At 75.5% G+C, this 23,490-nt stretch carries 20 protein-coding genes; 4 read left to right on the forward strand and 16 right to left on the reverse strand.

The window, feature by feature from the left end; genetic code table 11:
* Positions 1–9: 9 nt before the first annotated feature.
* The 9 genes from ACIBPC_RS29950 to rimP all read right to left on the reverse strand — a co-directional run bounded on the left by ACIBPC_RS29950 (position 10) and on the right by rimP (position 10,285).
* Positions 10–954, reverse strand: a complete 945-nt coding sequence (locus tag ACIBPC_RS29950) for a bifunctional riboflavin kinase/FAD synthetase (RefSeq protein ID WP_398849003.1) — start codon at positions 952–954, stop codon at positions 10–12.
* Positions 955–1,049: 95 nt separating this feature from the next.
* Positions 1,050–3,146 carry a hypothetical protein gene (locus ACIBPC_RS29955; protein WP_398849005.1) on the reverse strand — a complete coding sequence of 699 codons (2,097 nt, stop codon included), beginning with the start codon at positions 3,144–3,146 and terminating at the stop codon, positions 1,050–1,052.
* A gap of 119 nt (positions 3,147–3,265) precedes the next feature.
* On the reverse strand, positions 3,266–4,168 hold the full coding sequence (gene truB / locus ACIBPC_RS29960) for a tRNA pseudouridine(55) synthase TruB (protein WP_398849007.1): 903 nt from the start codon (positions 4,166–4,168) through the stop codon (positions 3,266–3,268).
* 7 nt (positions 4,169–4,175) lie between these two features.
* On the reverse strand, positions 4,176–4,655 hold the full coding sequence (gene rbfA / locus ACIBPC_RS29965; RefSeq protein ID WP_398849009.1) for a 30S ribosome-binding factor RbfA: 480 nt from the start codon (positions 4,653–4,655) through the stop codon (positions 4,176–4,178).
* A 15-nt stretch (positions 4,656–4,670) separates the two neighbouring features.
* Positions 4,671–4,967, reverse strand: a complete 297-nt coding sequence (locus ACIBPC_RS29970; RefSeq protein ID WP_362965261.1) for a DUF503 domain-containing protein — start codon at positions 4,965–4,967, stop codon at positions 4,671–4,673.
* An 87-nt stretch (positions 4,968–5,054) separates the two neighbouring features.
* Entirely contained in the window at positions 5,055–8,120 is a 3,066-nt protein-coding gene (gene infB, locus ACIBPC_RS29975) for a translation initiation factor IF-2 (RefSeq protein WP_362965259.1), read from the reverse strand.
* 162 nt (positions 8,121–8,282) lie between these two features.
* Complete coding sequence (locus ACIBPC_RS29980; RefSeq protein ID WP_362965257.1) at positions 8,283–8,585, reverse strand: YlxR family protein; 303 nt, start codon at positions 8,583–8,585, stop codon at positions 8,283–8,285.
* Positions 8,586–8,708: 123 nt separating this feature from the next.
* Positions 8,709–9,773 carry a transcription termination factor NusA gene (gene nusA / locus ACIBPC_RS29985; protein ID WP_398849012.1) on the reverse strand — a complete coding sequence of 355 codons (1,065 nt, stop codon included), beginning with the start codon at positions 9,771–9,773 and terminating at the stop codon, positions 8,709–8,711.
* Positions 9,774–9,775: 2 nt separating this feature from the next.
* Positions 9,776–10,285, reverse strand: coding sequence for a ribosome maturation factor RimP (gene rimP / locus ACIBPC_RS29990; protein ID WP_362965253.1), 510 nt, complete (start codon positions 10,283–10,285; stop codon positions 9,776–9,778).
* A 256-nt stretch (positions 10,286–10,541) separates the two neighbouring features.
* Here rimP and ACIBPC_RS29995 point away from each other — a divergent pair, with 256 nt between their 5' ends.
* From ACIBPC_RS29995 to ACIBPC_RS30005, 3 genes are read left to right on the forward strand one after another with little or no spacing between them, the layout of a single operon-like run.
* Positions 10,542–11,045, forward strand: coding sequence for a hypothetical protein (locus ACIBPC_RS29995; protein WP_398849014.1), 504 nt, complete (start codon positions 10,542–10,544; stop codon positions 11,043–11,045).
* Positions 11,042–11,539 (forward strand): ferritin-like domain-containing protein, encoded by a 498-nt coding sequence (locus ACIBPC_RS30000; RefSeq protein ID WP_398849016.1) that lies wholly within the window; start codon positions 11,042–11,044, stop codon positions 11,537–11,539. The genes ACIBPC_RS29995 and ACIBPC_RS30000 overlap by 4 nt, the downstream gene beginning before the upstream one ends.
* Positions 11,540–11,541: 2 nt before the next feature.
* Positions 11,542–12,438: an aminoglycoside phosphotransferase family protein gene (locus tag ACIBPC_RS30005; protein ID WP_398849018.1), complete on the forward strand. Its 897-nt coding sequence runs from the start codon at positions 11,542–11,544 to the stop codon at positions 12,436–12,438.
* 24 nt (positions 12,439–12,462) lie between these two features.
* Here ACIBPC_RS30005 and ACIBPC_RS30010 read toward each other — a convergent pair whose 3' ends face one another.
* The 6 genes from ACIBPC_RS30010 to ACIBPC_RS30035 all read right to left on the reverse strand — a co-directional run bounded on the left by ACIBPC_RS30010 (position 12,463) and on the right by ACIBPC_RS30035 (position 19,845).
* Positions 12,463–13,029 (reverse strand): GNAT family N-acetyltransferase, encoded by a 567-nt coding sequence (locus ACIBPC_RS30010; RefSeq protein ID WP_362965247.1) that lies wholly within the window; start codon positions 13,027–13,029, stop codon positions 12,463–12,465.
* A 63-nt stretch (positions 13,030–13,092) separates the two neighbouring features.
* Entirely contained in the window at positions 13,093–13,938 is an 846-nt protein-coding gene (locus ACIBPC_RS30015; protein WP_362965327.1) for a GNAT family N-acetyltransferase, read from the reverse strand.
* Positions 13,939–14,045: 107 nt separating this feature from the next.
* Complete coding sequence (gene ispG, locus ACIBPC_RS30020) at positions 14,046–15,200, reverse strand: flavodoxin-dependent (E)-4-hydroxy-3-methylbut-2-enyl-diphosphate synthase (RefSeq protein WP_398849021.1); 1,155 nt, start codon at positions 15,198–15,200, stop codon at positions 14,046–14,048.
* 59 nt (positions 15,201–15,259) lie between these two features.
* On the reverse strand, positions 15,260–16,564 hold the full coding sequence (locus ACIBPC_RS30025) for a M50 family metallopeptidase (protein ID WP_398849023.1): 1,305 nt from the start codon (positions 16,562–16,564) through the stop codon (positions 15,260–15,262).
* Positions 16,561–17,838 carry a 1-deoxy-D-xylulose-5-phosphate reductoisomerase gene (dxr, locus tag ACIBPC_RS30030; RefSeq protein ID WP_398849025.1) on the reverse strand — a complete coding sequence of 426 codons (1,278 nt, stop codon included), beginning with the start codon at positions 17,836–17,838 and terminating at the stop codon, positions 16,561–16,563. The genes ACIBPC_RS30025 and dxr overlap by 4 nt, the downstream gene beginning before the upstream one ends.
* An 84-nt stretch (positions 17,839–17,922) precedes the next feature.
* A complete protein-coding gene (locus ACIBPC_RS30035) occupies positions 17,923–19,845 on the reverse strand; it encodes an acyl-CoA dehydrogenase family protein (protein ID WP_362965238.1) in 1,923 nt (640 codons plus the stop codon).
* Positions 19,846–20,109: 264 nt separating this feature from the next.
* Between ACIBPC_RS30035 and ACIBPC_RS30040 the strand changes: the two genes are divergently transcribed.
* Positions 20,110–21,126, forward strand: coding sequence for a LacI family DNA-binding transcriptional regulator (locus tag ACIBPC_RS30040; RefSeq protein WP_362965236.1), 1,017 nt, complete (start codon positions 20,110–20,112; stop codon positions 21,124–21,126).
* A 329-nt stretch (positions 21,127–21,455) separates the two neighbouring features.
* Here ACIBPC_RS30040 and ACIBPC_RS30045 read toward each other — a convergent pair whose 3' ends face one another.
* Positions 21,456–23,456 (reverse strand): beta-galactosidase, encoded by a 2,001-nt coding sequence (locus ACIBPC_RS30045; protein WP_398849028.1) that lies wholly within the window; start codon positions 23,454–23,456, stop codon positions 21,456–21,458.
* Between the last annotated feature and the right edge of the window lie 34 nt (positions 23,457–23,490).

Genomic DNA, 23,490 nt, shown 5'->3' on the forward strand with positions numbered 1-23,490 from the left:
GGGGTCCGGTCAGCCGCCGCTGGTCAGCTCGCGGACGCGCCGCAGGTCGTCGGCCATCTTCTCCAGCAGCGCGTCGAGCGAGTCGAACGTCTCCTGCCCGCGCACGAACGCCGTGAAGTCGACGGCGACGCGCATCCCGTACAGGTCCAGGTCCGTGCGCCCCAGCGCGTGCGCCTCGACGGTGCGCTCGGTGCCGTGGAAGTGCGGGTTGGTGCCGACCGAGATCGCGGCGGCCATCCGCTCCCCGGCCGCCGTGAGCCAGCCCGCGTAGACCCCGTCCGCCGGGACGGCGGTGTACGGCGGGGTGTCGAGGTTGGCGGTGGGGATGCCCAGTTCGCGTCCGCGCCGCGCGCCGTGCACCACGACGCCCTCGACGCGGTGCGGGCGGCCCAGCACCTCGGCCGCGCCCGCGACGTCGCCGTCGGCGATCAGGCGCCGCGCCAGCGACGACGAGAACGCCTCCCCCTCGCCCGCGGTCCCCCGTTCGTACAGGTCGACCACCAGGACCTCGAAGCCGTACGTGCCGCCCAGCTCGGTGAGCGTCGCGACGGTCCCGGCGGCGCGGTGGCCGAAGCGGAAGTTGGGCCCCTCCACCACCGCGCGCGCGTGGAGCTTCTCCACGAGGACCTTCACGGCGAAGTCGGCGGGCGTCAGCTGCGAGAACTCCTTGGTGAACGGCAGCACCAGCACCGCGTCCACGCCCAGGGCCGCCATCAGCTCGGCGCGGCGCGGGTGCGGCGCCAGCAGCGGCGGGTGGCTGCCCGGCCGGGTGACCTCCTTCGGATGCGGGTCGAAGGTGACCACGACGGCGGGCAGACCGAGTTCCCGCGCGCGGGCCACCGCCCGGCCGATGATCAGCTGATGCCCGCGGTGAACACCGTCGTACGAACCGATGGTGACGACGCTGCGTCCCCAGTCCCCGGGGATGTCCGCCAAGTCACGCCAGCGCTGCACCGTTTCCGCTCCTCACCACCTGGGCCCACGCCACCGCTGCCGGTGGTCCTGCCGGTCCAAGGTACCTGGCGCCACGGCCGGTGAGGACGGCCGCCTCACCCGGCCCGGCCGCAGACGGCACGCGGCACGGCCGGCTGCCCGGCGGCGGGCCCCGCGACCCGTTCGCCCGCCAGCTCGGCCAGCAGCTCCCCGGCACGCGGCCACGGCGCCCCCGCGAGGACCGCCGCCAGCGTCTCCGGCGCGCGGCCCCGGTGGGCGTACAGCAGCGCCTGCGCGGCGGTGGCCACGGTCAGTTCGCCCGGCGCGGGACCGCTGCCGCAGCGCAGCGGCCGCTCGTCCCCCAGCCACCGCGCGACCGCCGCCACGCCCGCGCCCGGCACGTCGGCCAGCAGCGCCGAGGCCGCCGTCAGGAACCGCTCGCCCCCGGTCCCGGGCGCGTCGGCGGGCAGCAGCCGCCGCAGCAGGTCGAACGTCTCCTCCGCCGGCAGCCGCAGCCCCCGCCAGAAGGCGGGCCCGAACGCGCCCACGGGCAGGGCGAGTCCGCCGATCCGGTCGGCGAGCCAGCGCAGCTCGGCGAGCAGCCCGGCCGCCTCCGGCAGCCCGAGCGGCACGGCCCGCAGCAGGTGCCGCGCCCACCAGCCGGGGTCGCCCGGCGCGTCCAGGGCCTCGGCGAGCGGCCTCAGGCGGCGGCGTACGGCGTCGGTCCCGGCCCGGCGCGCCAGGTGCAGCACGGCCTGGACGACCGTCCCGGCCCGGTCGCGCGGCACCGCGCCGCGCGCCGCCGCCGCGAGCGTGGCGTCCAGGTCGAGGTGCGGCCCGTGCAGCCAGTCGGCGAACTCGCCGTCCACGAACCGGTATCCGGCGCCCTCACGCCGCATCACCCCCTCGCCGAGCACCGCGCCGCCCCAGCCCCCGGCCGCCGGGAACAGCGCCTCGAACGCCCGCCGCCCCAGCGCCCCCGTCCCCACCGAGCGGCGCGCCGCCTCCCGCAGCCGCTCCGCCACCTCGCCCGCCGACGCACCGCAGCCGGGCGCGCGGACGACGCGCCGTACGACCAGGTCGAGCCGGTGGGTCGCCGCCAGGTCCGCGCGCAGCCCCGGCGAACAGACCACGACCAGCCGCACGTCGGCCGCCCGCAGCCACGCGCAGGTGGCCGCCGACCACCCCTGCGGGCGCGCCGCGGGGGCACCTCCCGGCGTGTCGGGCACGTCGAGCACGACGAGCAGCCGCCGCCCGTCGTCCCGCGCGACACGGGCGGCGACGTCCGGGTCCACGCCGGGCAGCGCGCGGGCGAGCGCGTCCCGGAGGCTGTGGTCGCCGTCCCGCAGGACGTCGCCGCGCAGCCACAGCACGGGGCCGCCACCTGCCTGCCGCCGCGCGGCGTACGCGGCGACGGCCAGGGCCCGTTCCTCCCCGGGCGGGGCGGCGAGGGGCAGCACCTGGACCGTCCCCGCCTCGAAGCGGGCCAGCTCGTCCGCCGTCCCGTCCCCGCCCCCTTCCCCGTCCCTGGGCCAGCCGCCGGGGACGGCGGGCAGCGTCGCGGCGGTCAGCGCGCGCAGCCCCGCCGGGGTCAGGTCGGCGCCGAAGCCGGGGACGGCCCGCCCGTTGCGCCGCAGCAGCCCCGCGAGCGGCCCTCCGGCGGCCGCGGCGGCGTGCAGCGGTACGGCGAGCCCGGCCGCGCGGCCCGCGCAGTGCAGCGCCGTCCCCAGCACGCCGACCACCGCGCCCGTCACGCCGTCAACGACGGGGCTGCCGCTGTACGCCGCGTTCAGCCGCAGGGCGGCGAGCCGCCCCGGCGGGAGCGGGAGCGCCACGGTGTCGGGGACGCGGTGGAGGCGGTCGGTGGCCGTGTACGTGGCGGGGCCGCCCGCGAGGAGCACCGAGTCGGTCCACGCGTCGAGCCGTACGCGGACGGCGGTGCCGGGCGGCCGTTCGCCGCCGACGAGCAGCGGTTCGGCGCGGATGCCGGGCGCGTCGACGAGGGCGAGGTCCCACTCGGGCAGCGGCGTGACGGCCGCCGCGCGGACCTGCCGCGTGTCGCCGTCGCCGGTGCGCAGCAGAAGCCTGGCGAGGCCGTCGACGGCCTCGTGGGTCGTGACGACCGTGCCGCTGTCCCGGTCGGCGACGAAGCCGCGTCCCCGCACCCGCCCCGCCAGGTCGCGGATCTGCACCAGCGCGCGCTCGTACGCCATCTGCCGAACCTCCCGTGCCGCCGCCGGTGCCGGACCGGCGCGGGAGCACTCTGCCCCGCCCGGGGCGGTTCTGCACGGTCGCGCCGCCGTTCGGGTGAACGGCGGCGGACCCGTGCGGCTCAGACGAAGACGGCGAGGCTGCGCGCGGTGTCGTCCCGCGCCTCGATCAGCGCGATGAACCGCCCGGCGGGCCCGAAGACCGCCACCGGGCCCGGCGGGAGGGCCGGGGTGCCGAGGCGGGCGCCGTTGCCCAGCAGGCGCGCCTGCCGTTCGTCCACGTCCCAGCGGGGGAACGCGGCGGCGGCCGCCTCGCCGAGCGGCAGCACGGTCAGCTCGGCGCGCAGCTCGTCCAGCGTGCGCGCCGCGCCGAGGCCGTAGGGACCGACGCGCGTGCGGCGCAGGGCGGTGAGGTGGCCGCCGGTGCCGAGCGCGGCGCCGAGGTCGCGGGCGAGCGCGCGGATGTACGTGCCGGAGGAGCAGACGACCGTCACGTCGAGGTCGGTGACGGGCGTGCCGTCCTCCGCCGCGCGCTCGGCGGCCGCCGTGACGCCGAACGCGGAGACCGTCACCGGCCTGGCCGGGATCTCGACGTCCTCGCCGTCGAGCACACGGCGGTACGCGCGCTTCCCGTCGATCTTGACGGCGCTCACCTTCGCCGGGACCTGCATGATGTCGCCGGTCAGCGCGGCGACGCCCGCCGCGACCGCCGCCGGGTCGAGCCCGGCGGCCCCGGCCGCGCCGGTGACCTCGCCCTCGGCGTCGTCGGTGACCGTCGTCTGGCCCAGGCGGATGGTGCCCCGGTACTCCTTCTCGGTCAGGGCGAGGTGCCCGAGCAGGCGGGTCGCCCGGCCGAGGCCGAGGACGAGGACGCCCGTCGCCATGGGGTCGAGCGTCCCCGCGTGGCCGACGCGCCGCGTGCGGGCGACGCCGCGCAGGACGGCCACGACGTCGTGGGACGTGAAACCGGCGGGCTTGTCCACGACGACGAGCCCGTCCGGGGGGGTGCTGGTGGTGCGGCTCATGGCCGGCTCAGTCTTCCCGCTCGTCCTTGCCGGTGCCGTCCTCCGGCACCTCGCCGTCGTCGTCGCGGTCCCTGCTGACGTACGGGTCGGCGCCCGCCGCGTAGTCCGCGCCCTCCGACGCGCGCCGCAGCTCCTCGTCGCGCTCGCGCGCCTGGTCGAAGAGGTGGTCGAGGCTGCGCGCGTTCTCGGGCAGGGCGTCCGGGACGAACTCCAGGCTCGGCGTGTGCTTGACGCCCGCCGCCGCGCCCACGGCCGACCGCAGGATGCCCTTGGCGCTCCGCAGCCCGGCGGCGACCTCGGCGCGGTCCGCGTCGTCGCCGTACACCGTGTAGAACACGGTGGCCTCGCGCAGGTCGCCGGTGATCCTGGTGTCCGTGATGGTCACCCGGCTGCCGAGCCGCGGGTCCTTGATGTCCCGTTGCAGCTTCTGCGCGACCACCTCGCGGATGAGGTCCGCCAGCCTCTTGGCCCGGGGGTTGTCGGCCACTGGTCTGTCTCCTCGCTAATCGTCCTCGTCGCCGTGGAACCGCCGCCGTACCGACAGCAGTTCCACCTCGGGGCGGGCCGCCATCCAGCGCTCGCACTCGTCGAGCATGCCGGTGAGGTGCCCCGCGTCGCCCGACACCGCCGCCAGCCCGATGCGGGCGCGGCGGTGCAGGTCCTGGTCGCCGACCTCGGCCACGCTCACCGCGTACTTCCGGCGCAGCTCGGCCACGATGGGCCGGACCACGGAGCGCTTCTGCTTGAGCGATCTGACATCGCCGAGCAACAGGTCGAACGACAGCGTCCCGGTATACATGTGGTGATCGTAACGGCCGGGGCCGGGGCCCATCGACGGAGTTTCAGCGCGCTCGCTGCTCCGCCGACGGGCCCCGGCCCGGGTGGGTCAGACGCGGGGCTTCTCCCGCATCTCGTAGGTGGCGATGACGTCGTCGATCTTGATGTCGTTGAAGTTGCCGAGGTTGATACCGCCCTCGAAGCCTTCGCGGATCTCGGTGACGTCGTCCTTGAAGCGGCGCAGACCCTCGATGTTGAGGTTCTCCGCGACGACCTTGCCGTCGCGGATGAGGCGCGCCTTGGTGTTCCGCCTGACCTCGCCGGAGCGGATGAGGACACCCGCGATGTTGCCCAGCTTGGAGGAGCGGAAGACCTCGCGGATCTCGGCCGTGCCCAGCTCGACCTCTTCGTACTCCGGCTTCAGCATGCCCTTCAGGGCCGCCTCGACCTCTTCGATCGCCTGGTAGATGACCGAGTAGTACCGGACGTCCACGCCCTCGCGCTCGGCCGCCTGCGTGGCACGCCCCTCGGCGCGCACGTTGAAGCCGAGGACGATGGCGTCGGAGCCCGCCGCGAGGTCGATGTCGGTCTCGGTGACCGCGCCGACACCGCGGTGCAGCACCCGCAGGTCCACGCCCTCGCCGACGTCGAGCTGGAGCAGCGAGGACTCCAGGGCTTCGACCGAACCGGACGCGTCGCCCTTGAGGATGAGGTTGAGCTGCTGGATCTCGCCCGCCTTGAGCACCTTGTCCAGGTCCTCAAGCGACACCCGGCGGGTGCGCTTGGCGAACGCCGCGTTCCGCTCGCGGGCGGCGCGCTTCTCGGCGATCTGCCGGGCGGTCCTGTCCTCGCTGACGACGAGGAAGTTGTCCCCGGCGCCCGGCACGTTGGTCAGACCCTGCACCAGGACGGGCGTGGAGGGCCCGGCCTCGCTGAGGTTGCGCCCGGTGTCGTCGAGCATGGCGCGCACGCGGCCGTGGGCGTCGCCCACCACCATCGTGTCGCCGACCCGCAGGGTGCCGCGCTGGACCAGCACGGTCGCCACGGCGCCGCGGCCGCGGTCGAGGTGGGCCTCGATCGCGATGCCCTGGGCGTCCTGCTCCGGGTTGGCCCGCAGGTCGAGGGTCGCGTCGGCGGTCAGGATGACCGCTTCCAGCAGGCCCTCGATGTTGGTGCCCTGGCGCGCGGAGATGTCCACGAACATCGTGTCGCCGCCGTACTCCTCGGCCACGAGACCGAACTCGGTCAGCTGGCCGCGCACCTTCGTCGGGTCGGCGCCCTCGACGTCGATCTTGTTGACGGCGACGACGATCGGCACGTCGGCGGCCTTGGCGTGGTTGAGCGCCTCGACCGTCTGCGGCATGACGCCGTCGTTCGCCGCGACCACCAGGATCGCGATGTCGGTGGACTTCGCACCGCGGGCACGCATGGCGGTGAACGCCTCGTGGCCCGGGGTGTCGATGAAGGTGATCCGCCGCTCCTCGCCGTTCACCTCGGTGGAGACCTGGTAGGCACCGATGTGCTGGGTGATGCCGCCGGCCTCGCCCTCGATGACGTTCGTCTTGCGGATCGCGTCGAGCAGGCGGGTCTTGCCGTGGTCGACGTGGCCCATGACGGTGACCACCGGGGGACGGGAGGACAGGGCCTCCTCGCCGCCCTCGTTCTCGCCGAACTCGATGTCGAAGGACTCGAGCAGCTCGCGGTCCTCCTCCTCCGGGCTGACGATCTGGACGGTGTAGTTCATCTCGTCGCCGAGCAGGTGCAGCGTCTCGTCGGAGACCGACTGGGTCGCCGTCACCATCTCGCCGAGGTTGAACATGACCTGCACGAGCGACGCCGGGTTGGCGTTGATCTTCTCGGCGAAGTCCGTCAGCGACGCGCCACGGGAGAGGCGGATGGCCTCGCCCTTGCCGCGCGGCAGCATCACGCCGCCGATGGACGGGGCCTGCATGGCCTCGTACTCCTGACGGCGCTGCCGCTTCGACTTGCGCCCGCGCCGCGCCGGGCCGCCGGGACGGCCGAAGGCGCCCTGCGTGCCACCGCGGCCACCGGGGCCGCCGGGACGGCCGCCGAAGCCGGGACGGCCACCGCCGCCGCCGAAGCCGCCACCGCCGCCGCCACCGGGACGCGTGCCCGTACCGGCGCCGCCGCCGCGGCCGGCGAAACCGCCGCCACCGCCGCCGCCACCGCCGAAGCCGGGACGACCGCCGCCGCCGGCGCCGCCACCGCGGCCGGCGAAGCCGCCGCCACCCGGGCGGGGGCCGCCCGCCGGACGGCCGCCGGGGCCGCCGGGACGACCGCCGGCCGAGGGCCGCTGCGGCATCATGCCGGGGTTGGGACGGTTACCGGGCGGGCCGGGACGCGGGCCGCCGGGCCCCGCCTGGGGACGCGGCATGTTGCCCGGAGTGGCGCGGTTGCCACCGGGGGCGGCCGGACGCGGACCAGGCCTGTCCTGCCCGCCGGGACGCGGGGCGCCGGGGGCACCCTGGCCGCCCGGACGCGCCGCGGGGCCGGGACGCGGCTGCGGACGGGCCATGCCCGTGGAGCCGCTGGTCGTGAAGGGGTTGTTGCCCGGACGCGGGCCCGCGGGCCTGCCGCCCGGCTTGGGGCCGCCCGGCTTGGCCGGGGCGGGCTTGCCCTGGCCGCCCGCGGGGCCGCCGGAGGGGGCACCCGCGCCGGGCCTGGGGCCCGCCGGACGGGCGCCCGGCTTCGGGCCCTGCTGGCCGCCGGGGCGCGGTGCCGCCGGACGCGTCGCCTGCGTCTCCCCCGCGGGGGCCGCGGGCGGGGCGGTGAACTCGGGTGCGGCCGGCGCCGGCTTGGCGGCGGCGGGCCGCGGTGCCGCCGGGCCGGGGGTGGGCGCGGGGCCCGGCGTCGGGCGGGGACCGCCCGGCTTGGGGGCCGGCGCGGCAGCGCCGGGACGCGGGGCGCCGGGGCGCGGGCCCACGGCACCAGGCTTCGGCGCGCCGGGCCTGGGGGCGGGCGCGCCGGGACGCGCGGGCCTGCGGCCGGAGCCGTTCCCCGCGCTCAGTGCATCAGTCAGTTTTCGGACAACCGGCGCCTCGATCGTCGAGGACGCCGAACGGACGAATTCACCAAGTTCTTGGAGCTTGGCCATGACGACCTTGCTCTCGACTCCAAGCTCCTTGGCGAGCTCGTATACCCGGACCTTAGCCACTTCGCTCCTTCTACGGTCCGGGGTCGGTCGTCCGCCGGACCTTCGCTACTTCACGGGCGTACTCATCGCGTACTCATCGAGTGCTCATCGCAATCTCGACCTACTTCCAACTCGCGAGGTACCTGCCGCGCGGCCGTTCCGCGCGGCGTTTCTTAGCTGTTCTCACTGTGCCTCTGTCCGTGGCGCATCGGGCGCCTCCCCGCCGATCGCCTGTCGCAGCTCTCCGGTGCCGAGCGGACCCTGGGTCCGGAAGGCCCGGGGAAACGCGCGACGGCGGACCGCCAGTTCGAGACAGTTCGGCGTGGGATGCAGGTATGCGCCCCGACCGGGCAGCGTACCGCGAAGATCGGGGACACAGCGATCCCCGTTCACCACCACACGCAGCAGGCCGTTCCTGGCTGAGCGCTGACGGCATCCGACACAGGTACGTTCCGGGCAGGCGCGGGCATGCGTCGGACCAGACACTGAGAATTCTACCTCCCCGTACGCACGGCGCCGAAAGGGGGCGCCGTACCGGTGCTCATGACAACGCCCGGGCGTGCCGCGCCCCTTCCCGGCGGGACGCCGGGAAGGGGGGAGCCCGCCGCGTCAGATCGCGCCCGTGCGCCGCGGCCTGTCCTCGCGGCCCTGGGGGGCACGCTCCCCGTCCGCCCCGCCGGACGGCTCGGTGTCCGGCCTGATGTCGATGCGCCAGCCGGTGAGCCGGGCGGCCAGGCGGGCGTTCTGCCCCTCCTTGCCGATGGCGAGCGACAGCTGGTAGTCGGGCACGGTCACGCGGGCGGACCTGGCGGCGGCGTCCACCACCTCCACGCGGGTGACGCGGGCCGGCGAGAGGGCGTTCGCCACCATCTCGGCCGGGTCGTCCGACCAGTCGACGATGTCGATCTTCTCGCCGTGCAGCTCCGCCATGACGCTGCGCACCCGGCCGCCCATCGGGCCGATGCAGGCGCCCTTGGCGTTCAGCCCGGGGCGCAGGGACCGCACGGCGATCTTGCTGCGGTGCCCGGCCTCGCGGGCGATCGCGGCGATCTCGACGGTGCCGTCGGCGATCTCCGGGACCTCCAGCTCGAAGAGCTTGCGGACGAGGTTGGGATGGGTGCGCGAGAGGGTGACGGACGGGCCGCGCGCCCCCTTCACGACACGCACGACGTACGACCGCAGCCGCGCGCCGTGCGGGTACTCCTCGCCGGGGACCTGCTCCTGCGGCGGCAGGATGGCCTCCAGGCGGCCGATGTCCACCAGGACGCTCTTCGGGTCGCGTCCCTGCTGGACGACGCCCGCGACGACGTCGCCCTCGCGCCCGGCGTACTCGCCGAACGTCACGTCCTCCTCGGCGTCCCGCAGCCGCTGGAGGATCACCTGCTTGGCGGTCGTCGCGGCGATCCGGCCGAAGTCGGACGGCGTGTCGTCGAACTCAGGCGGCTCCGCGCCCCCATCGGACTCTTCACCGTCCTCGCGGTCCTCCGGCTCCTCGCGGGCCCAGACCGTCACATGCCCGGTGGCGCGGTCGAGGACCACGCGGGCCCTGCGGTGGCTGCCCTCGGTGCGGTGGTACGCGATCAGGAGGGCCGATTCGATGGCCTCCACCAGCAGGTCCAGGGAGATCTCCTTCTCCCGGACGAGCAAACGCAGGGCACTCATGTCGATGTCCACGGCTACGCCTCCTTGCTGCTGTCGTCGTCGCCGGCCGCCCTGCGGCTGAACTCGACCTGGACCCGCGCCCGCGCGATCCCGTCGAAGTCGATGCGGCGGGCCGTGGGCTTGCGTCCCTTCTCCCCCGGCACCTGGAGATCCACTCCCGATTCGTCCACGGCGGTGATGCGCGCGGTCAGCTCCGCGCCCTCGTGCGGTGTGATCAGGACGAGGCGGCCGGTGGCCCGGCGGAAGTGGCGCGGCTCGGTCAGGCTGCGCTCGGCGCCTGGCGAGGTGACCTCGAGTTCGTAGGGGGCGTCGCCCATGGCGTCGGTCTCGTCCAGCGCGGCCGAGACGTCGCGGCTCAGCTCCGCGCACGCGTCGAGCTGCACGCCCTCGTCGGTGTCCACGACCACCTGGAGCAGCCGGCGGCGGCCCGACGGGGTGATCCGCACGTCCTCCAGGTCCATGCCGCGCGCGGCGGCCAGGGGTTCAAGGAGTGCCCGCAGCCTCTCGATCGGGATCGTGCTCATCCGGGTGACTCCTCGGCCGCGTGTGCTGTTGTGGGACGGAGCGTGTCGGGGCGCGCCCGGCCCACACCCTATCGCCTGCCGGGGGTGCCGCCGACCGCCGACGGCGGCCCCCGGGCCCTCCCCCGGCCGCCCGCCGCCTGGCACGCCGGGGTTCCGGGGTGGCGCGGGAACGGGACGGGGCCCCGGGTACGCTCACCGTGCGGTGATCTTGTCGTTCTCTCACAACGTTCTCTCACGACGGGAAGTGCGGGAAGCCATGCCCTCTGGCACATCCTCGCGTCTGCCCAGACGCGTCCTCCTCGCCGGCGGGATCGCGACCGGTCTGACCGCCGCCGTGTCCGGCTGCACCGGCTCGGACGGCGGCGGCGGGGGCGGCGGCGGCGCGGGACCCGCGTCCGCACAGGGCCTGCGCCGCCGGGCCGCCCGCGACAGCAACGGCCTGCTGGCCAGGTACGACGCCACCGCCGCCGCCCATCCGGCGCTCGACGGCACGCTCGCCCCGCTGCGCGCGGTCGTGGCCGCCCATGTGACGGCGCTCAGCGCGGACGACCCGGCCGCCGCCGGGGTGGCGGACGACGCCCCCGAGGTCCCGGGTGACGCCGCCGCCGCCCTGTCCGCCCTGGCCGACGCGGAACGGTCCCTGGCCCGCGAGCGGACCGACGCCCTCCCAGGACTGCCCGCCGACCTCGCCCGGCTGCTCGCCTCGCTGGCCGCCGCCGGCTCGGTCCAGGCCCATCTGCTGAACGAGGCCCGCGCATGACGTCCCTCCCCCTCCCCCTCCTCCGCGCCACCCGTCCCGGCCGCCGCCTGGCGGACGACCCCCTGTCCGAACTGGACGCGACACAGGCCGCGCTGGCCGCGGAGCACGCCGCCGTCTACGGCTACGGCGTCGTCGGCGGGCGGATCGGCGACGACCGGGGCCGCGAGGTCTCCGAGGCGTACACCGCGCACCGCGCGCGCCGGGACACGCTGCACCGCACCGTCCGCGACATGGGCGGCACGCCGGTCGCGTCCGCCGCCGCGTACGCGCTGCCGTTCGACGTGGCCGACGAGGAGGGCGCGGTGCGGCTCGCGGCCGAGCTGGAGACGCGGCTCGCCGCGGCGTACGCGGACCTCGTCGGGGCGGGCGGGGAGGAGACGCGGCGCGAGGCCGCTGCGGCGCTGGCCGAGGCGGCGGTCCGGGCGGCGCGCTGGCAAGGGGCTCCGGTGCCGTTCCCTGGGCTGCCCGAGTACGCGGCCGACGGGAGCCGCTGAGCATGGAGCTGCTGCCACCCGAACACCTCGTGCGCGCGCAGCGGGCGGCCGGGGCGGACGACTGGCTCGCCCGGCTGCCTGAGCTGACCGGCGGCATAGCGCGCCGCTGGGAGCTGGCCCCCGAGCGCGTCGTGGCGCCCGGCGGGCGGACCAGCATGACGGTCCTCGTGCGCACCGCCGGCGGAGACGCCGCCGCCCTGAAGCTGGCCGCGCCGGGCGCCGCCCCCGTGGCCGCCGAGGAGGCGGCGCTGCGGCGCTGGGACGGCCTCGGCGCGGTGCGCGCGCTGCGCGCCGACGCGGAGGCGGGCGCGCTGCTGCTCGAACGGCTGCGGCCCGGGACGTCCCTGCGGTCCCTGGCGGAGGCGAAGGCGTCGCTTGAGGCGGTGTCGGTGCTGCGGCGGCTGTGGGTGCCGCCGGGCGAGGGGCACCCGTTCCCCTCGGTCGCGGAGCGGACGGCGGCGCAGGCGGAGCTGATGCGGACGGCGGCGCCGCCGGAGGCGCTGCCCCTGGTCACGGGGGCGCTGGACGCGCGCGATGAGCTGCTGGCGGGCGCCGGTGACGAGGCGCTGCTGCACGGCGACTTCCGGCAGGGCGCCGTGCTCGCCTCGGACGCGGAACGCGCCCACTGGCTCGCGGTCGGCCCCGAACCGGTGGTCGGCGAACCGGCCTACGACCTGGCGCGGCTGGCGCGTGACCGGCTGCACGACCTGGTGGCCTCGGCGGGCGCCGCCGCCGCGACGCGGCGCCGGGTCACGCGGCTGGCGAACTCCGTGGACCTCGACCCCGACCGGCTGCGCGGCTGGGCGCTCTTCCGCGCGGTGGCCTCCGCGGCGCGGGCGTACGGGACGGGGCGGCCGGGCGAGGGCGAGATGCTGCTGGAGTTCGCCACCTGGCTGTGAGGGCCGCCGGACCGCGGAGGCCGGTCAGTCGCGCAGCGGCAGCGTGGCGCCCATGACGGCGTACGGGGTCGGCGCGGAGGGGAACATGACGCGGCGCGCGAGGTCCTGGTAGCCGAGCTTGCGGTACAGGCCGCGGGCCGGGCTCTCCATGTCCACGGCGGAGAGGATCGAGCGCGGCTGCGCGGCGTCGCCGGTGATGCGCGTGATGAGGCGGCGGCCTATGCCGCGCTGCTGGTGGTCGGGGTGGACGTGCAGCTCGGTGACGGTGAAGGAGTCGTCGAGCCAGGACTCGTTGCCGCTGCGGCGCAGGTAGGGCTCGACGACGGTGGACCACCACTGCGCGCGGTCGTTGGGCATGCCGTAGACGAAGCCGACCAGCGTCCCGTCGGGCACGGTGGCGCCGAGGGCGCGGGCTCCCGGCGCGGCGGCGTGGCGCAGGACGATGTGGCGGCGTACGGAGACCTCTTCCTGGGTGAGTCCGAACGCCTCGGCCTGGACGGCCAGCGCCTCGTCCACGGCGGCGGCCAGGTCGAGCGGGGCGATGCGGACGCGCTGGTCGCCGGGGGCGGCGCCACCGGGGGATGGTGTCATGCGGGGAGGCTAACGCGCGGGCGGGCGGAAGTCCCGCCCGGCCGGGGGCGCGGGGCGCGCGCGTCAGAACAGGACGCTCATCAGCACGCCGGTCTCGGTGAAGCCGAGGCGGCGGTAGACGGTGAGCGCGGGGGTGTTGAAGTCGTTCACGTAGAGGCTGACGACGGGCGCGGTGTCGGCGAGCGCGTGCCGCAGGACGGTGGCGAGTCCGGCGGTGGCCAGGCCCTCGCCGCGCCGGTCGGGGGCGGTCCACACGCCCTGGAGCTGGCAGGTGTCGGGGGTGACGGCGCCGATCTCGGCCTTGAAGACGACGCGTCCGTCCTCGATCCGGGCGAAGCAGCGCCCTGTCCCGACGGTCTCGGCGACGCGCGCCTGGTACGTGAGGCCGCCGTCGTCGGCGTCCAGCGGGGAGACGCCGACCTCCTCCGTGAACATGGCGACGGCCGCGGGCAGCACGATGTCCATCTCGTCCTTGCGCACGCGCCGGACCGCCGGGTCGGGGGTGATGTCCTCGGGCGCGCGGTCGGTGGCCATCAGGGGCTGGCGGCGGCGCAGCAGCCTGGCGGGGCCCCAGGCCGGTTCGAGGTGGGCCCACAGCCGGGCGGTGGGCGCGGAGAGGCCGACGATGGACGAGCAGCGGCGGCCCTGCCGCAGCGCGCGGTCGGCGAAGGCGCGCACGGCGGCGGGCCCGGCGCCGACCGGCACGAGGTTGGCGCCCGCGTAGCAGAGGGACTGGAGCCGGCCGCGCCGGTACCAGCCCCACATCTCGCCGCCGAGCCAGGCCGGTTCGAGCCCCGAGTCGAGGACGCGCGCGGTGACGAACGCGTGGGCGACCGGGTCCTTGTTCAGGACGGCGAGGGCGGCGCCGAGGTCGGCGGGGCCCAGGACCCGGGTCGTGGAGGTGGTCAGCACAGGGCGGTGCCTTGCGGTCGGGTGCCCGGGGGCAGCACGGACGGGAGGCGGTGCGGGTGCGGGTCAGCGTACCCGGGGCGCGCGGCCGTGCCGTGCCCGGTGCGTCAGCTGACGGAGACCTCGGGCTCGCCCGAGGCGACGCCGTCGTCCTTCATCGTGGCGGCGATCTTCAGCGCCTCCTCGATGAGGGTCTCGACGATCTTCGACTCGGGGACGGTGCGGACGACCTCGCCCTTGACGAAGATCTGGCCCTTGCCGTTGCCAGAGGCCACGCCGAGGTCGGCCTCGCGGGCCTCGCCCGGACCGTTGACGACGCAGCCCATGACGGCGACGCGCAGCGGGACGTCCAGGCCGTCGAGCCCGGCGGTGACCTGCTCGGCGAGGGTGTAGACGTCCACCTGGGCGCGGCCACAGGACGGGCAGGAGACGATCTCCAGGCCGCGTTCGCGCAGGCCGAGGGATTCGAGGATCTGCGTGCCGACCTTGACCTCCTCCACCGGCGGGGCGGAGAGGGAGACGCGGATGGTGTCGCCGATGCCCTCGCTGAGCAGGGCGCCGAAGGCGACGGCCGACTTGATGGTGCCCTGGAACGCGGGGCCCGCCTCGGTGACGCCGAGGTGCAGCGGGTAGTCGCAGGCGGCGGCGAGCTGCCGGTAGGCGTTCACCATGACGACCGGGTCGTTGTGCTTGACCGAGATCTTGATGTCGCGGAAGCCGTGCTCCTCGAACAGGGAGCACTCCCACAGCGCCGACTCGACCAGCGCCTCGGGGGTGGCCCTGCCGTACTTGGCGAGGAGGCGGCGGTCGAGGGAGCCGGCGTTCACGCCGATGCGGATCGGCGTACCCGCGGCGGAGGCCGCCTGGGCGATCTCCTTGACGCGGTCGTCGAACTGCTTGATGTTGCCGGGGTTGACGCGGACGGCGGCGCAGCCCGCGTCGATGGCGGCGAACACGTACTTCGGCTGGAAGTGGATGTCGGCGATGACCGGGATCTGCGACTTGCGGGCGATCACGGGCAGGGCGTCGGCGTCGTCCTGCGTGGGGACGGCGACGCGCACGATCTGGCAGCCGGAGGCCGTCAGCTCGGCGATCTGCTGCAGCGTGGCGCCGATGTCGGAGGTCCGCGTCGTCGTCATGGACTGGACGGACACGGGTGCGTCACCGCCCACGGGGACGGAACCGACCTGGATTCTGCGGCTCGCGCGGCGCTCGGCCAGCTTGAGCGGTACGGACGGCATTCCCAGCGAGATGGCTGTCATGGACGTGTGCAACCCCACGGTGCGACGGGCGGTTTCCAGCACTCAGAGCCTACGGCACCTCAGCCGGTCAGACTCACCGGACTGACGATGTCGGCCGCGAGGACCAGCAGGGTGAAGCAGACGAACACCCCCGCGACGACGTAGGCGACGGGCATCAGCTTGGCGACGTCGAACGGGCCGGGGTCGGGCAGTTTGCGCAGGCTGGCGACCTTGCGGCGGGCCGATTCGAACAGGGCCCCGGCGATGTGGCCGCCGTCCAGCGGGAGCAGCGGCAGCATGTTGAAGAGGAAGAGCGAGAGGTTGAATCCCGCGACGAGGAAGAGCGCGGTGGCGATCTGCTGGCTGGCGGGGATGTCGAGCGTGAAGATCTCGCCGCCGACGCGGGCGGCGCCGACGACGCCCATCGGGGAGTCGGGCTCGCGCTCGCCGTTGCCGAGGGCGGCGTTCCACAGGCCGGGGACCTCGGAGGGGATGTCCACCAGGGCCTGGACACCGTTGCTCATGATGTCGCCCATGCGCTCCACCGAGTCGGGGAAGCTCTGGCGGACGACGCCGCTGGCCGGGGAGAAGCCGAGGAATCCGGCGCTGACGTACTCGTCCTCGACGTAGCCGCCGTCGCCGTCGGTCTTGGCGACCTGGTTCTCGATGAGGTCGGCGCGCAGGTCGAGGGAGCGGCCGTCGCGCTCGACGGTGATGGTGGCCGGGCCGACGGTGTCGCGGATGCGCTCCTGGAGGGCGCCCCACTCGGTGACGGGCTCGCCGTCGAACGCGGTGATGCGGTCGCCGGGCAGCAGTCCCGCCGCGGCGGCGGGGGCGGGCTGGTCGGAGGCGCGGCAGTCGCGGGCGCCCTCGTCCTGGGGGACGACGCACTCGGAGACGCTGGCGACGGTGGTGGTCTGCTCGTTCACCCCGAAGGCCATCAGGACGCCGAGGAAGATCACGACGGCCAGGATGAGGTTCTGGAAGGGGCCCGCGAACATCACGATGACGCGCTGCCACGGCTTGCGCGTGTAGAACAGCCGCTTCTCGTCGCCCGGCTGCAGCTCCTCGAAGGCGGCGGCGCGCGCGTCCTCGATCATGCCGCGGAACGGCGAGGTGGACCGCTTGCGCACGGCGCCGTCCTCGCCGGGCGGGAACATGCCGATCATCCGGATGTAGCCGCCGAGCGGAATGGCCTTGACGCCGTACTCGGTCTCGCCGCGGCGGCGTGACCAGACGGTCGGGCCGAAGCCGACCATGAACTGGGGCACGCGCACGCCGAACATGCGGGCGGTCGAGAAGTGCCCGAACTCGTGCCAGGCAATCGAGAAGAGCAGCCCGAGGACGAAGATGAGTATGCCGAGGATGAACATCAGCGCCGTCATGCGGTCTTCTCCTGCTTCTCCTGCTCAGCACCGGTCGCCGTGCCGGTCAGCTCGCGGGCCCGCCGCCGGGCCCAGGTCTCCGCTTCGAGGACGTCCGGGAGGGTCAGGGAGGTTCCGGAGGGGACGGTGTCCCGCTCCTCGACCACCGCGGCGACGGTGTCCACGATCCCGGTGAACGGCAGCAGCCCGGCGAGGAAGGCGTCGACGCACTCCTCGTTGGCCGCGTTGAACACCGCGGGCGCGGTACCGCCGAGGCTACCGACATGCCGGGCGAGCGGCACAGAGGGGAAGGCATCGGTGTCCAGCGGGAAGAACTCCCACGTGTGCGCGCGGGTCCAGTCCACGGGCGGCGCGGAGCCCGGCACGCGGTCGGGCCAGCCGAGGCCGAGGGCGATGGGCAGCCGCATGTCGGGCGGCCCGGCCTGGGCGAGCGTGGAGCCGTCGGTGAACTGCACCATCGAGTGCACGTACGACTGCGGGTGGACGACGACCTCGATGCGGTCGAAGGGGATGCCGTAGAGCAGATGGGCCTCGATGACCTCAAGGCCCTTGTTGACGAGCGTCGCCGAGTTGACGGTGATCACCGGGCCCATGGCCCAGGTGGGGTGCGCAAGGGCCTCGGCCGGGGTGACGGCGGCCAGCTCGGCGCGGCCGCGGCCGCGGAACGGGCCGCCGCTCGCCGTGACGACCAGCTTGTCCACCTCGCCGCGCGTGCCGCCGAGGAGTGCCTGGAAGAGCGCGGAGTGCTCGGAGTCCACGGGGACGATCTGGCCGGGCTTGGCGAGGGCCGTGACCAGGGGGCCGCCCACGATGAGCGACTCCTTGTTGGCGAGCGCCAGGACGTGCCCCGCCTCCAGCGCCGCCAGGGTGGGCGCGAGGCCGATCGAGCCGGTGATCCCGTTGAGCACGGTGTGGCAGGGGCGGGCGGCCAGTTCCCCGGCGGCGTCGGGGCCCGCCAGGATCTCCGGGAGCGGCTCGGCGCCGTAGAGCGCCCGCAGGGCCTCGCGCAGCGCGCCGGCGAGGTCGGCGCGGGCGACGGCGACCGTGCGGACGCGCAGCCGGTGCGCCTGCTCGGCGAGGAGCGAGAGGCGCCCGCCCGCCGCCGAGAGGCCGGTGACGCGGAACCGGTCGGGATGGCGCGTGACGACGTCGACCGCCTGCGTGCCGATCGAACCGGTCGATCCGAGGATGACGACCTCGCGCGGTCCGTCGGGCGGCGGCGCGGCCGAGGGACGCAGATGGGGGTCGGCGAGACAGACGGGGCTCTCGGTCATCCCCCCATTGTCACCGCTCCGCGACGGCTCCCGCACCGAAGGGGTGGGGGGAACGGCCGTGCGTGCGCGGCGGGCGGGGCGTGATCAGCGGATGGCGCGGTGCTCGTTCTTGCGCGGGGAGGGCGCCGGGCCCGCCGGGGCGATCCAGGGGCCGGGCGTGGAGGGGTCGAGGACGCCGTCCTCCAGCCAGAGGTAGCGGTCGTCCAGCACGCGGGCGGCGAGCGTGGCGGCGGTCTTGTCGGCGTTGTGCCACAGGGCGCGGAAGTGGTGCTCGGTGCGGAGCCTGGCCTGCGCGCAGAAGGCGTCGGCCAGCTCGTACGCCGTCCTGCCGTGCTCCCCGGCGGCGCGGAGCCGTTCGGCGTGGACGCAGGCGGCGGCGACGGCGAACAGCTCGGCGCCGATGTCCACCACGCGGGCGAGGAAGCCCTGGCGCGCCTCCAGCCGCCCCTGCCAGCGCGAGACGCCGTAGAACGTGGCGCGGGCGAGGCGGCGCGCCGACCGTTCGGCCCAGCGGAGGTGGGCGGCGAGGTCGGGGTAGCCGGAGATGTGGAAGTCGCCGTAGGACAGCGGGAGGTGGCCGCGGCCGGTGGCGAGGGTGGGCAGCCAGCGCGCGTAGAAGCGGCCCGCCGCGAGCCCGGCGCGGCGCTTGCGGGTGAGGCTGGCGTCGGGGGCGACGAGGTCGCCGGTGACGGCGAGGTGCGCTCCTATGGCCTCGCGGGCGATGAGGAGGTGGAGGACGTCGGCGGAGCCCTCGTGGACGCGGTGGACGCCGAGGTCGCGCAGGAGCTGTTCGGCGGGGACGCCGCGTTCGCCGCGCGCGGTGAGGGAGGCGGCGGTCTCGTAGCCGCGTCCGCCGCGTATCTGCACGAGGTCGTCGGCGACGCGCCAGGCCGTCTCGCCCGCGTACAGCTTGACGAGCGCGGTCTCGACGCGCAGGTCGGGGGCGGCGGTCCCGGCCGGCGTCCCCGCGTCGGCCAGCTCGCCGGTCAGCTCGACGACGGCGTCGAGGGCGAACGCGCTGGCGGCGATGAACGCGATCCGCGCGCCGACCGCCTCGTGCCCGGCGATGGGCCCGCCGCCCTGCACGCGGGCGCCCGACCACTCGCGGGCGATCTTGAGGCACCACTTGCCCGCGCCCGCGCACATCGCGGGCAGCGCCAGCCGTCCCCCGGCGAGCAGCGCGGCGGCGATGCGCGGGCCCTCGCCCTCGGCGCCCACGCGTTGCCCGGCGGGGACGCGGGCGCCGTGCAGCCGTATGACGCCGTTCTCGGTGCCGCGCAGGCCCATGAAGGCGCTGCGGTGCTCGACGGTGACGCCGGGCGCGTCCGCCTCGACGACGAAGGCGGTGAGGCCCGCGTCGGGCACCAGGGCCAGGACGAGGAGCAGTTCGGCGACGACGCCGTTCGTCGTCCACAGCTTCACACCGTCCAGCAGGTAGCCGTCGCCGCCGGCGTCCGGCACGGCGGTCGCGGCGACGCGGGACAGGTCGGAGCCCGCGTCCGGCTCGCCGAGCAGGAAGGCCGAGATCGCCCCGCCCGCGCAGCGCGGCAGGAACGCGCGGCGCTGCTCCTCGGTGCCGAAGCGGGCGAGCGCCTCGGGCACGCCGGTGGACTGGTGCGCCGCGAGCAGCGTGGCGACGGCCGGGCTGACGGACGCGACGAGGGCGAGCGCCCGGTGGTAGGGGACGTGGCCGAGGCCCAGGCCGCCGTACGCGCGGTCCACGCGCATGCCGAACGCGCCGAGTGCGGCGAGGCCGCGTACCGTCTCGTCGGGCACGCGCGCGTCCCGTTCGATGGCCGGGCCGTCGAGCGAGGTGCGGCAGAAGTCGGCGAGGCGGGCCAGGAACGCGTCCGCCGCGCGGGCCGCCGCGGGGTCGGGGGCGGGGCGGGGGTGGATCAGGTCGAGGCGGAGGCGGCCGAGGAAGAGGTGGCGGGCGAACCCCGTGTCCCGTCCGTCGCGGCGGGCGGCTCCGGCGATACGGCGGGCGTCCCGGGTGGAGACCGACATCTTCGCTCACCTCGTCCTGGTGGGGGTGCGGCCGGGGGCGGACAGTGCGCGGCCCGCTGCGGTATGTACCCGGACGACGCCACCGCGTACCGGCGGCGGGGCGGGAAATGCGCGGCGCGGGGCGGCCGGTACGGCGCCGGGTTCCGGTTGTTGAAGCGCTTCAACACATCTCTGGACATGGCCAGTCGGCCGGTCTAAGGTCAACGCGACCGCTTCGCGGGCAGCCGTCGAAGCGCTTCACACCTGCGTCCCGGGAGAGAGCCGATGGTCACCCTCGCCGAGGTCGCCCGGCACGCCGGGGTCTCCGCCAGCACGGTGAGCTATGTCCTCAGCGGCAAGCGGACCATCTCGGCCGGGACGAGGGAGCGCGTCGAGCGCAGCATCCGCGAACTCGGCTACCACCCCAACGCCGGTGCGCGCGCCCTGGCCAGCAGCCGGTCCGCGATCATCGCGCTGATGATGCCGCTGCGCACCGACATGTACGTGCCGGTGATGACGGAGATCGCCGTGGCGGTCGCGACGGCGGCGCGCGAGCACGACCACGACGTGCTGCTGCTGACGGGGCAGGAGGGCCCGGCGGCCGTGCGGCGGGTGGTCGGGAGCGGTCTCGCGGACGCGATGATCCTGATGGACGTGGAGCTGGACGACGCGCGGCTCCCGCTGGTGCGCGAGGCGGAACGGCCCGCCGTCCTCATCGGGCTGCCCTCGGACACGGCCGGGCTGACGTGCGTGGACCTGGACTTCGCCGCCACCGGGCGGCTGTGCGTGGACCATCTCGCCGAGCTGGGGCACCGGGACATCGCGATCGTGGGCGAGGCCGCCGCCGTGTACGAGCGGCGCACCGGCTTCGCCGAGCGGACGGTCCAGGGGGTGCGGGAACGGGCGGCCGAGCTGGGCGCGCGGGTGCTGCACCGGCCGTGCGAGGGCAGTTACGAGTCGGTGGCGGGCACGCTGGCCAGGATCTTCGACGAACGGCCTGGCACCACCGGCTTCGTCGTGCAGAACGAGGCGGCGATCGGGCCGCTGCTCGGGCTGCTGCGGCAGCAGGGGCGGGCCGTGCCCGAGGACGTGTCGGTGGTGGCGGTGTGCCCGGACACGGTGGCCACGCAGACGTCGGTGGCGCTGACGTCCGTGGCGCTCCCGGCGCAGGAGATGGGGCGGCGGGCGGTCGAGCTGGTGATGGCGAAGGTGGGGGACGCGGGCACCGCTCCGGTGGTGGAGCTGCTGCCGCCCCGGCTGACGGTGCGGGCGAGCACGGGCCCGGCGCCCGTACGCACCTGACGGCGGCCCGGCGTCGCGTTACCGGGGGCTTCGCTGGGTGGCGCGGGTCACGGCGACCGGCCCGCTCGGCGGGATCACGGGCGGACGGGGCGTCGCCGACACGGGGGCCGGTGGCCCTTGGCGGTGGAGTGGTCGGGCTGCCGAGGTCGGGCAGGGCCCGCGGCAGCGCTGACTGCCGGGACAGGAGATCGGCGTGTGGGAGGACAGGCGCGTCGGCGGCGGGGCACGCGGTCAGTCGCGCGGGGTGGTCGTGCCCGCCGGGGGACAGCCGTGTTCGGCGACGCTGCGTCGCAACGGGTGAGCGCTGTGGGGGCGCGCCGGTCGGGGCGTCAAGGGCGCAGCGCGGCGACGCCGTTGGGGGGCAGGGGGATGGCCGTGGTGTGGTGGCGGCCGGTGAGTACGTCGGTGTACGGGGTCGGGAGGGGGACTTCCACGGGGGCGGCGGTGTGGTTCAGCAGGAAGAGCAACGGACCGCGTCCGACGGCTTCGACGCCGGGAGGTACGGCGGGCAGCGGCGGTTCGACACCGGCCGCTGCGGCGGCGCGGGAGAGCAGGTCGGCGAGTGCGGTGGGTTCCGGCAGGGTGGAGACGTACCATGCGGTGCCGGCGCCGTGGCGGTGGCGGGTGATCGCGGGGTGGCCGGCGAGGGGGCCCGTCGCGTACGCGGCGGCGGTGGTGGCACCGGCGGGTGCGGCCGGTTCGATGTCCTCGCTCCACAGGCTGCCCGTCGTGCCGTCGTCCAGGGTGACGGTCTCCCCCGGCGCGAGCGGCCACCACTCGTGGACGGCGGCGAGGCCGAGGATCCGGCGCAGCCGCGCGTCCGTGCCGCCGTCCCGTACGCGGTCGTCGGGGTCGGCGACACCGGTGAGGAAGCCGCACACGAGAGTGGCCCCCGCGTGCACGCGGGCGGCGAGCGAGTCGAGCGCGGCGTCGCCGAGCAGGTAGAGCTGCGGGACGACGAGGAGGTCGTACGGGGTGAGGTCGGCCTCGGGGTGGGCGAGGTCGCAGGTGAGGTTGCGCCGCCACAGCGCGTGGTGCCAGGCGGCGAGGACGGCCGGGTAGGAGACCTGGTCGGAGGGGCGGCCCGGCTGCTCGGCGGCCCACCAGGAGGGCCAGTCGTGGAGCACGGCCACGCGGGCGGGGACCGTGGTGCCGACGACGGCGTCCAGCGCGGGCAGTTCGGCGCCCAGGGCGCGGATCTCCCGGTGGACGCGGGAGCGCGGGCCGCTGTGCGGGAGCATCGCCGAGTGGAACTTCTCGGCGCCCTGCCGGGACTGGCGCCACTGGAAGAAGCACAGCGTGTCCGCGCCGCGTGCGACGGCCTGGAGGGACCACAGGCGCGTCAGACCGGGCGGCTTCGGCTTGTTGACGGGCCGCCAGCTGACGGCGGACGCGGCCTGCTCCATCAGCGCCCAGGGGCCGCGCGCCTGGGAGCGGGTGAGGTCCTGGACGAGCGCGCCGTGGGCGGCTCCCGCGGGGTCGTCCGGCCCGGCGGCGGGGTCCGGGTAGAGGTCCACGGACACCACATCCTCCTCGGCGGCCCAGCGCCAGCCGTCGATGCCGGGGAAGAGCGGCATGAGGTTGGTGGTGACCGGGACACGGGGTGAGGCGGCGGTGACGGCGTCGCGTTCGGCGGTGAAGCACTCCAGGAGGGCGTCGCTGGTGAAGCGCTTGAAGTCCAGGACGTGCGCCGGGTTGGGGAGGTACTGGGCGCGGCGGGGCGGGAGGATCTCGGCCCAGTCGTCGTAGCGCTGGCTCCAGAACGCGGTGCCCCACGCCTCGTTCAGCGCGTCGAGGGTGCCGTGGCGTGCCTGGAGCCAGGTGCGGAAGTGGGCCGCGGTGGTGTCGCACCAGCAGGCGGTTCCGTACTCGTTGTTGATGTGCCACAGGCGCAGGGCGGGGTGGGAGCCGTAGCGGTGGGCGATGTCCTGGGTAATGCGCAGGGCGTGTTCGCGGTAGGTGGGTGAGGAGGGGCAGAAGTGGTTGCGCGAGCCGTACCAGACGACGGCGCCGTGCTCGTCGCGCGGCAGCGTCTCGGGGTGGCGGGCGCCGAGCCAGGGCGGGGGTGACGCGGTGGGGGTGGCGAGGCAGGCGCCGATGCCCGCGTCGTCCAGCAGGCCGAGCACGGTGTCGAGCGTGCGGAAGTCGCGGGCACCCGGGCGCGGTTCCACGGACGCCCAGGAGAAGACGCCCACGGTCGCGAGGGTGACGCCCGCCTCCCGCATGAGGCGGACGTCCTCGTGCCAGGTCTCCTCCGGCCACTGCTCGGGGTTCCAGTCGCCCCCGAAGAGGATGCGGCCTCGGGTGGCGTCGGCGAGGGTCGGGCGCATGGCGTACAGGACTCCCTGGGTGGTGCGGCGGACC

Source organism: Streptomyces sp. NPDC049879 (genome assembly GCF_044461265.1).
Taxonomy (GTDB): Bacteria; Actinomycetota; Actinomycetes; order Streptomycetales; family Streptomycetaceae; genus Streptomyces.

Bases quoted from the DNA above. Each gene is read 5' to 3' on its own strand.
- ACIBPC_RS29955 (WP_398849005.1), bottom strand. From the start codon at position 3,146: ATGGCGTACGAGCGCGCGCTGGTGCAGATCCGCGACCTGGCGGGGCGG.
- truB (WP_398849007.1), bottom strand. From the start codon at position 4,168: ATGAGCCGCACCACCAGCACCCCCCCGGACGGGCTCGTCGTCGTGGAC.
- ACIBPC_RS29970 (WP_362965261.1), bottom strand. From the start codon at position 4,967: ATGTATACCGGGACGCTGTCGTTCGACCTGTTGCTCGGCGATGTCAGA.
- rimP (WP_362965253.1), bottom strand. From the start codon at position 10,285: ATGAGCACGATCCCGATCGAGAGGCTGCGGGCACTCCTTGAACCCCTG.
- ACIBPC_RS29995 (WP_398849014.1), top strand. From the start codon at position 10,542: ATGCCCTCTGGCACATCCTCGCGTCTGCCCAGACGCGTCCTCCTCGCC.
- ACIBPC_RS30000 (WP_398849016.1), top strand. From the start codon at position 11,042: ATGACGTCCCTCCCCCTCCCCCTCCTCCGCGCCACCCGTCCCGGCCGC.
- ACIBPC_RS30005 (WP_398849018.1), top strand. From the start codon at position 11,542: ATGGAGCTGCTGCCACCCGAACACCTCGTGCGCGCGCAGCGGGCGGCC.
- ACIBPC_RS30010 (WP_362965247.1), bottom strand. From the start codon at position 13,029: ATGACACCATCCCCCGGTGGCGCCGCCCCCGGCGACCAGCGCGTCCGC.
- ispG (WP_398849021.1), bottom strand. From the start codon at position 15,200: ATGACAGCCATCTCGCTGGGAATGCCGTCCGTACCGCTCAAGCTGGCC.
- ACIBPC_RS30025 (WP_398849023.1), bottom strand. From the start codon at position 16,564: ATGACGGCGCTGATGTTCATCCTCGGCATACTCATCTTCGTCCTCGGG.
- dxr (WP_398849025.1), bottom strand. From the start codon at position 17,838: ATGACCGAGAGCCCCGTCTGTCTCGCCGACCCCCATCTGCGTCCCTCG.
- ACIBPC_RS30035 (WP_362965238.1), bottom strand. From the start codon at position 19,845: ATGTCGGTCTCCACCCGGGACGCCCGCCGTATCGCCGGAGCCGCCCGC.
- ACIBPC_RS30040 (WP_362965236.1), top strand. From the start codon at position 20,110: ATGGTCACCCTCGCCGAGGTCGCCCGGCACGCCGGGGTCTCCGCCAGC.
- ACIBPC_RS30045 (WP_398849028.1), bottom strand. From the start codon at position 23,456: ATGCGCCCGACCCTCGCCGACGCCACCCGAGGCCGCATCCTCTTCGGG.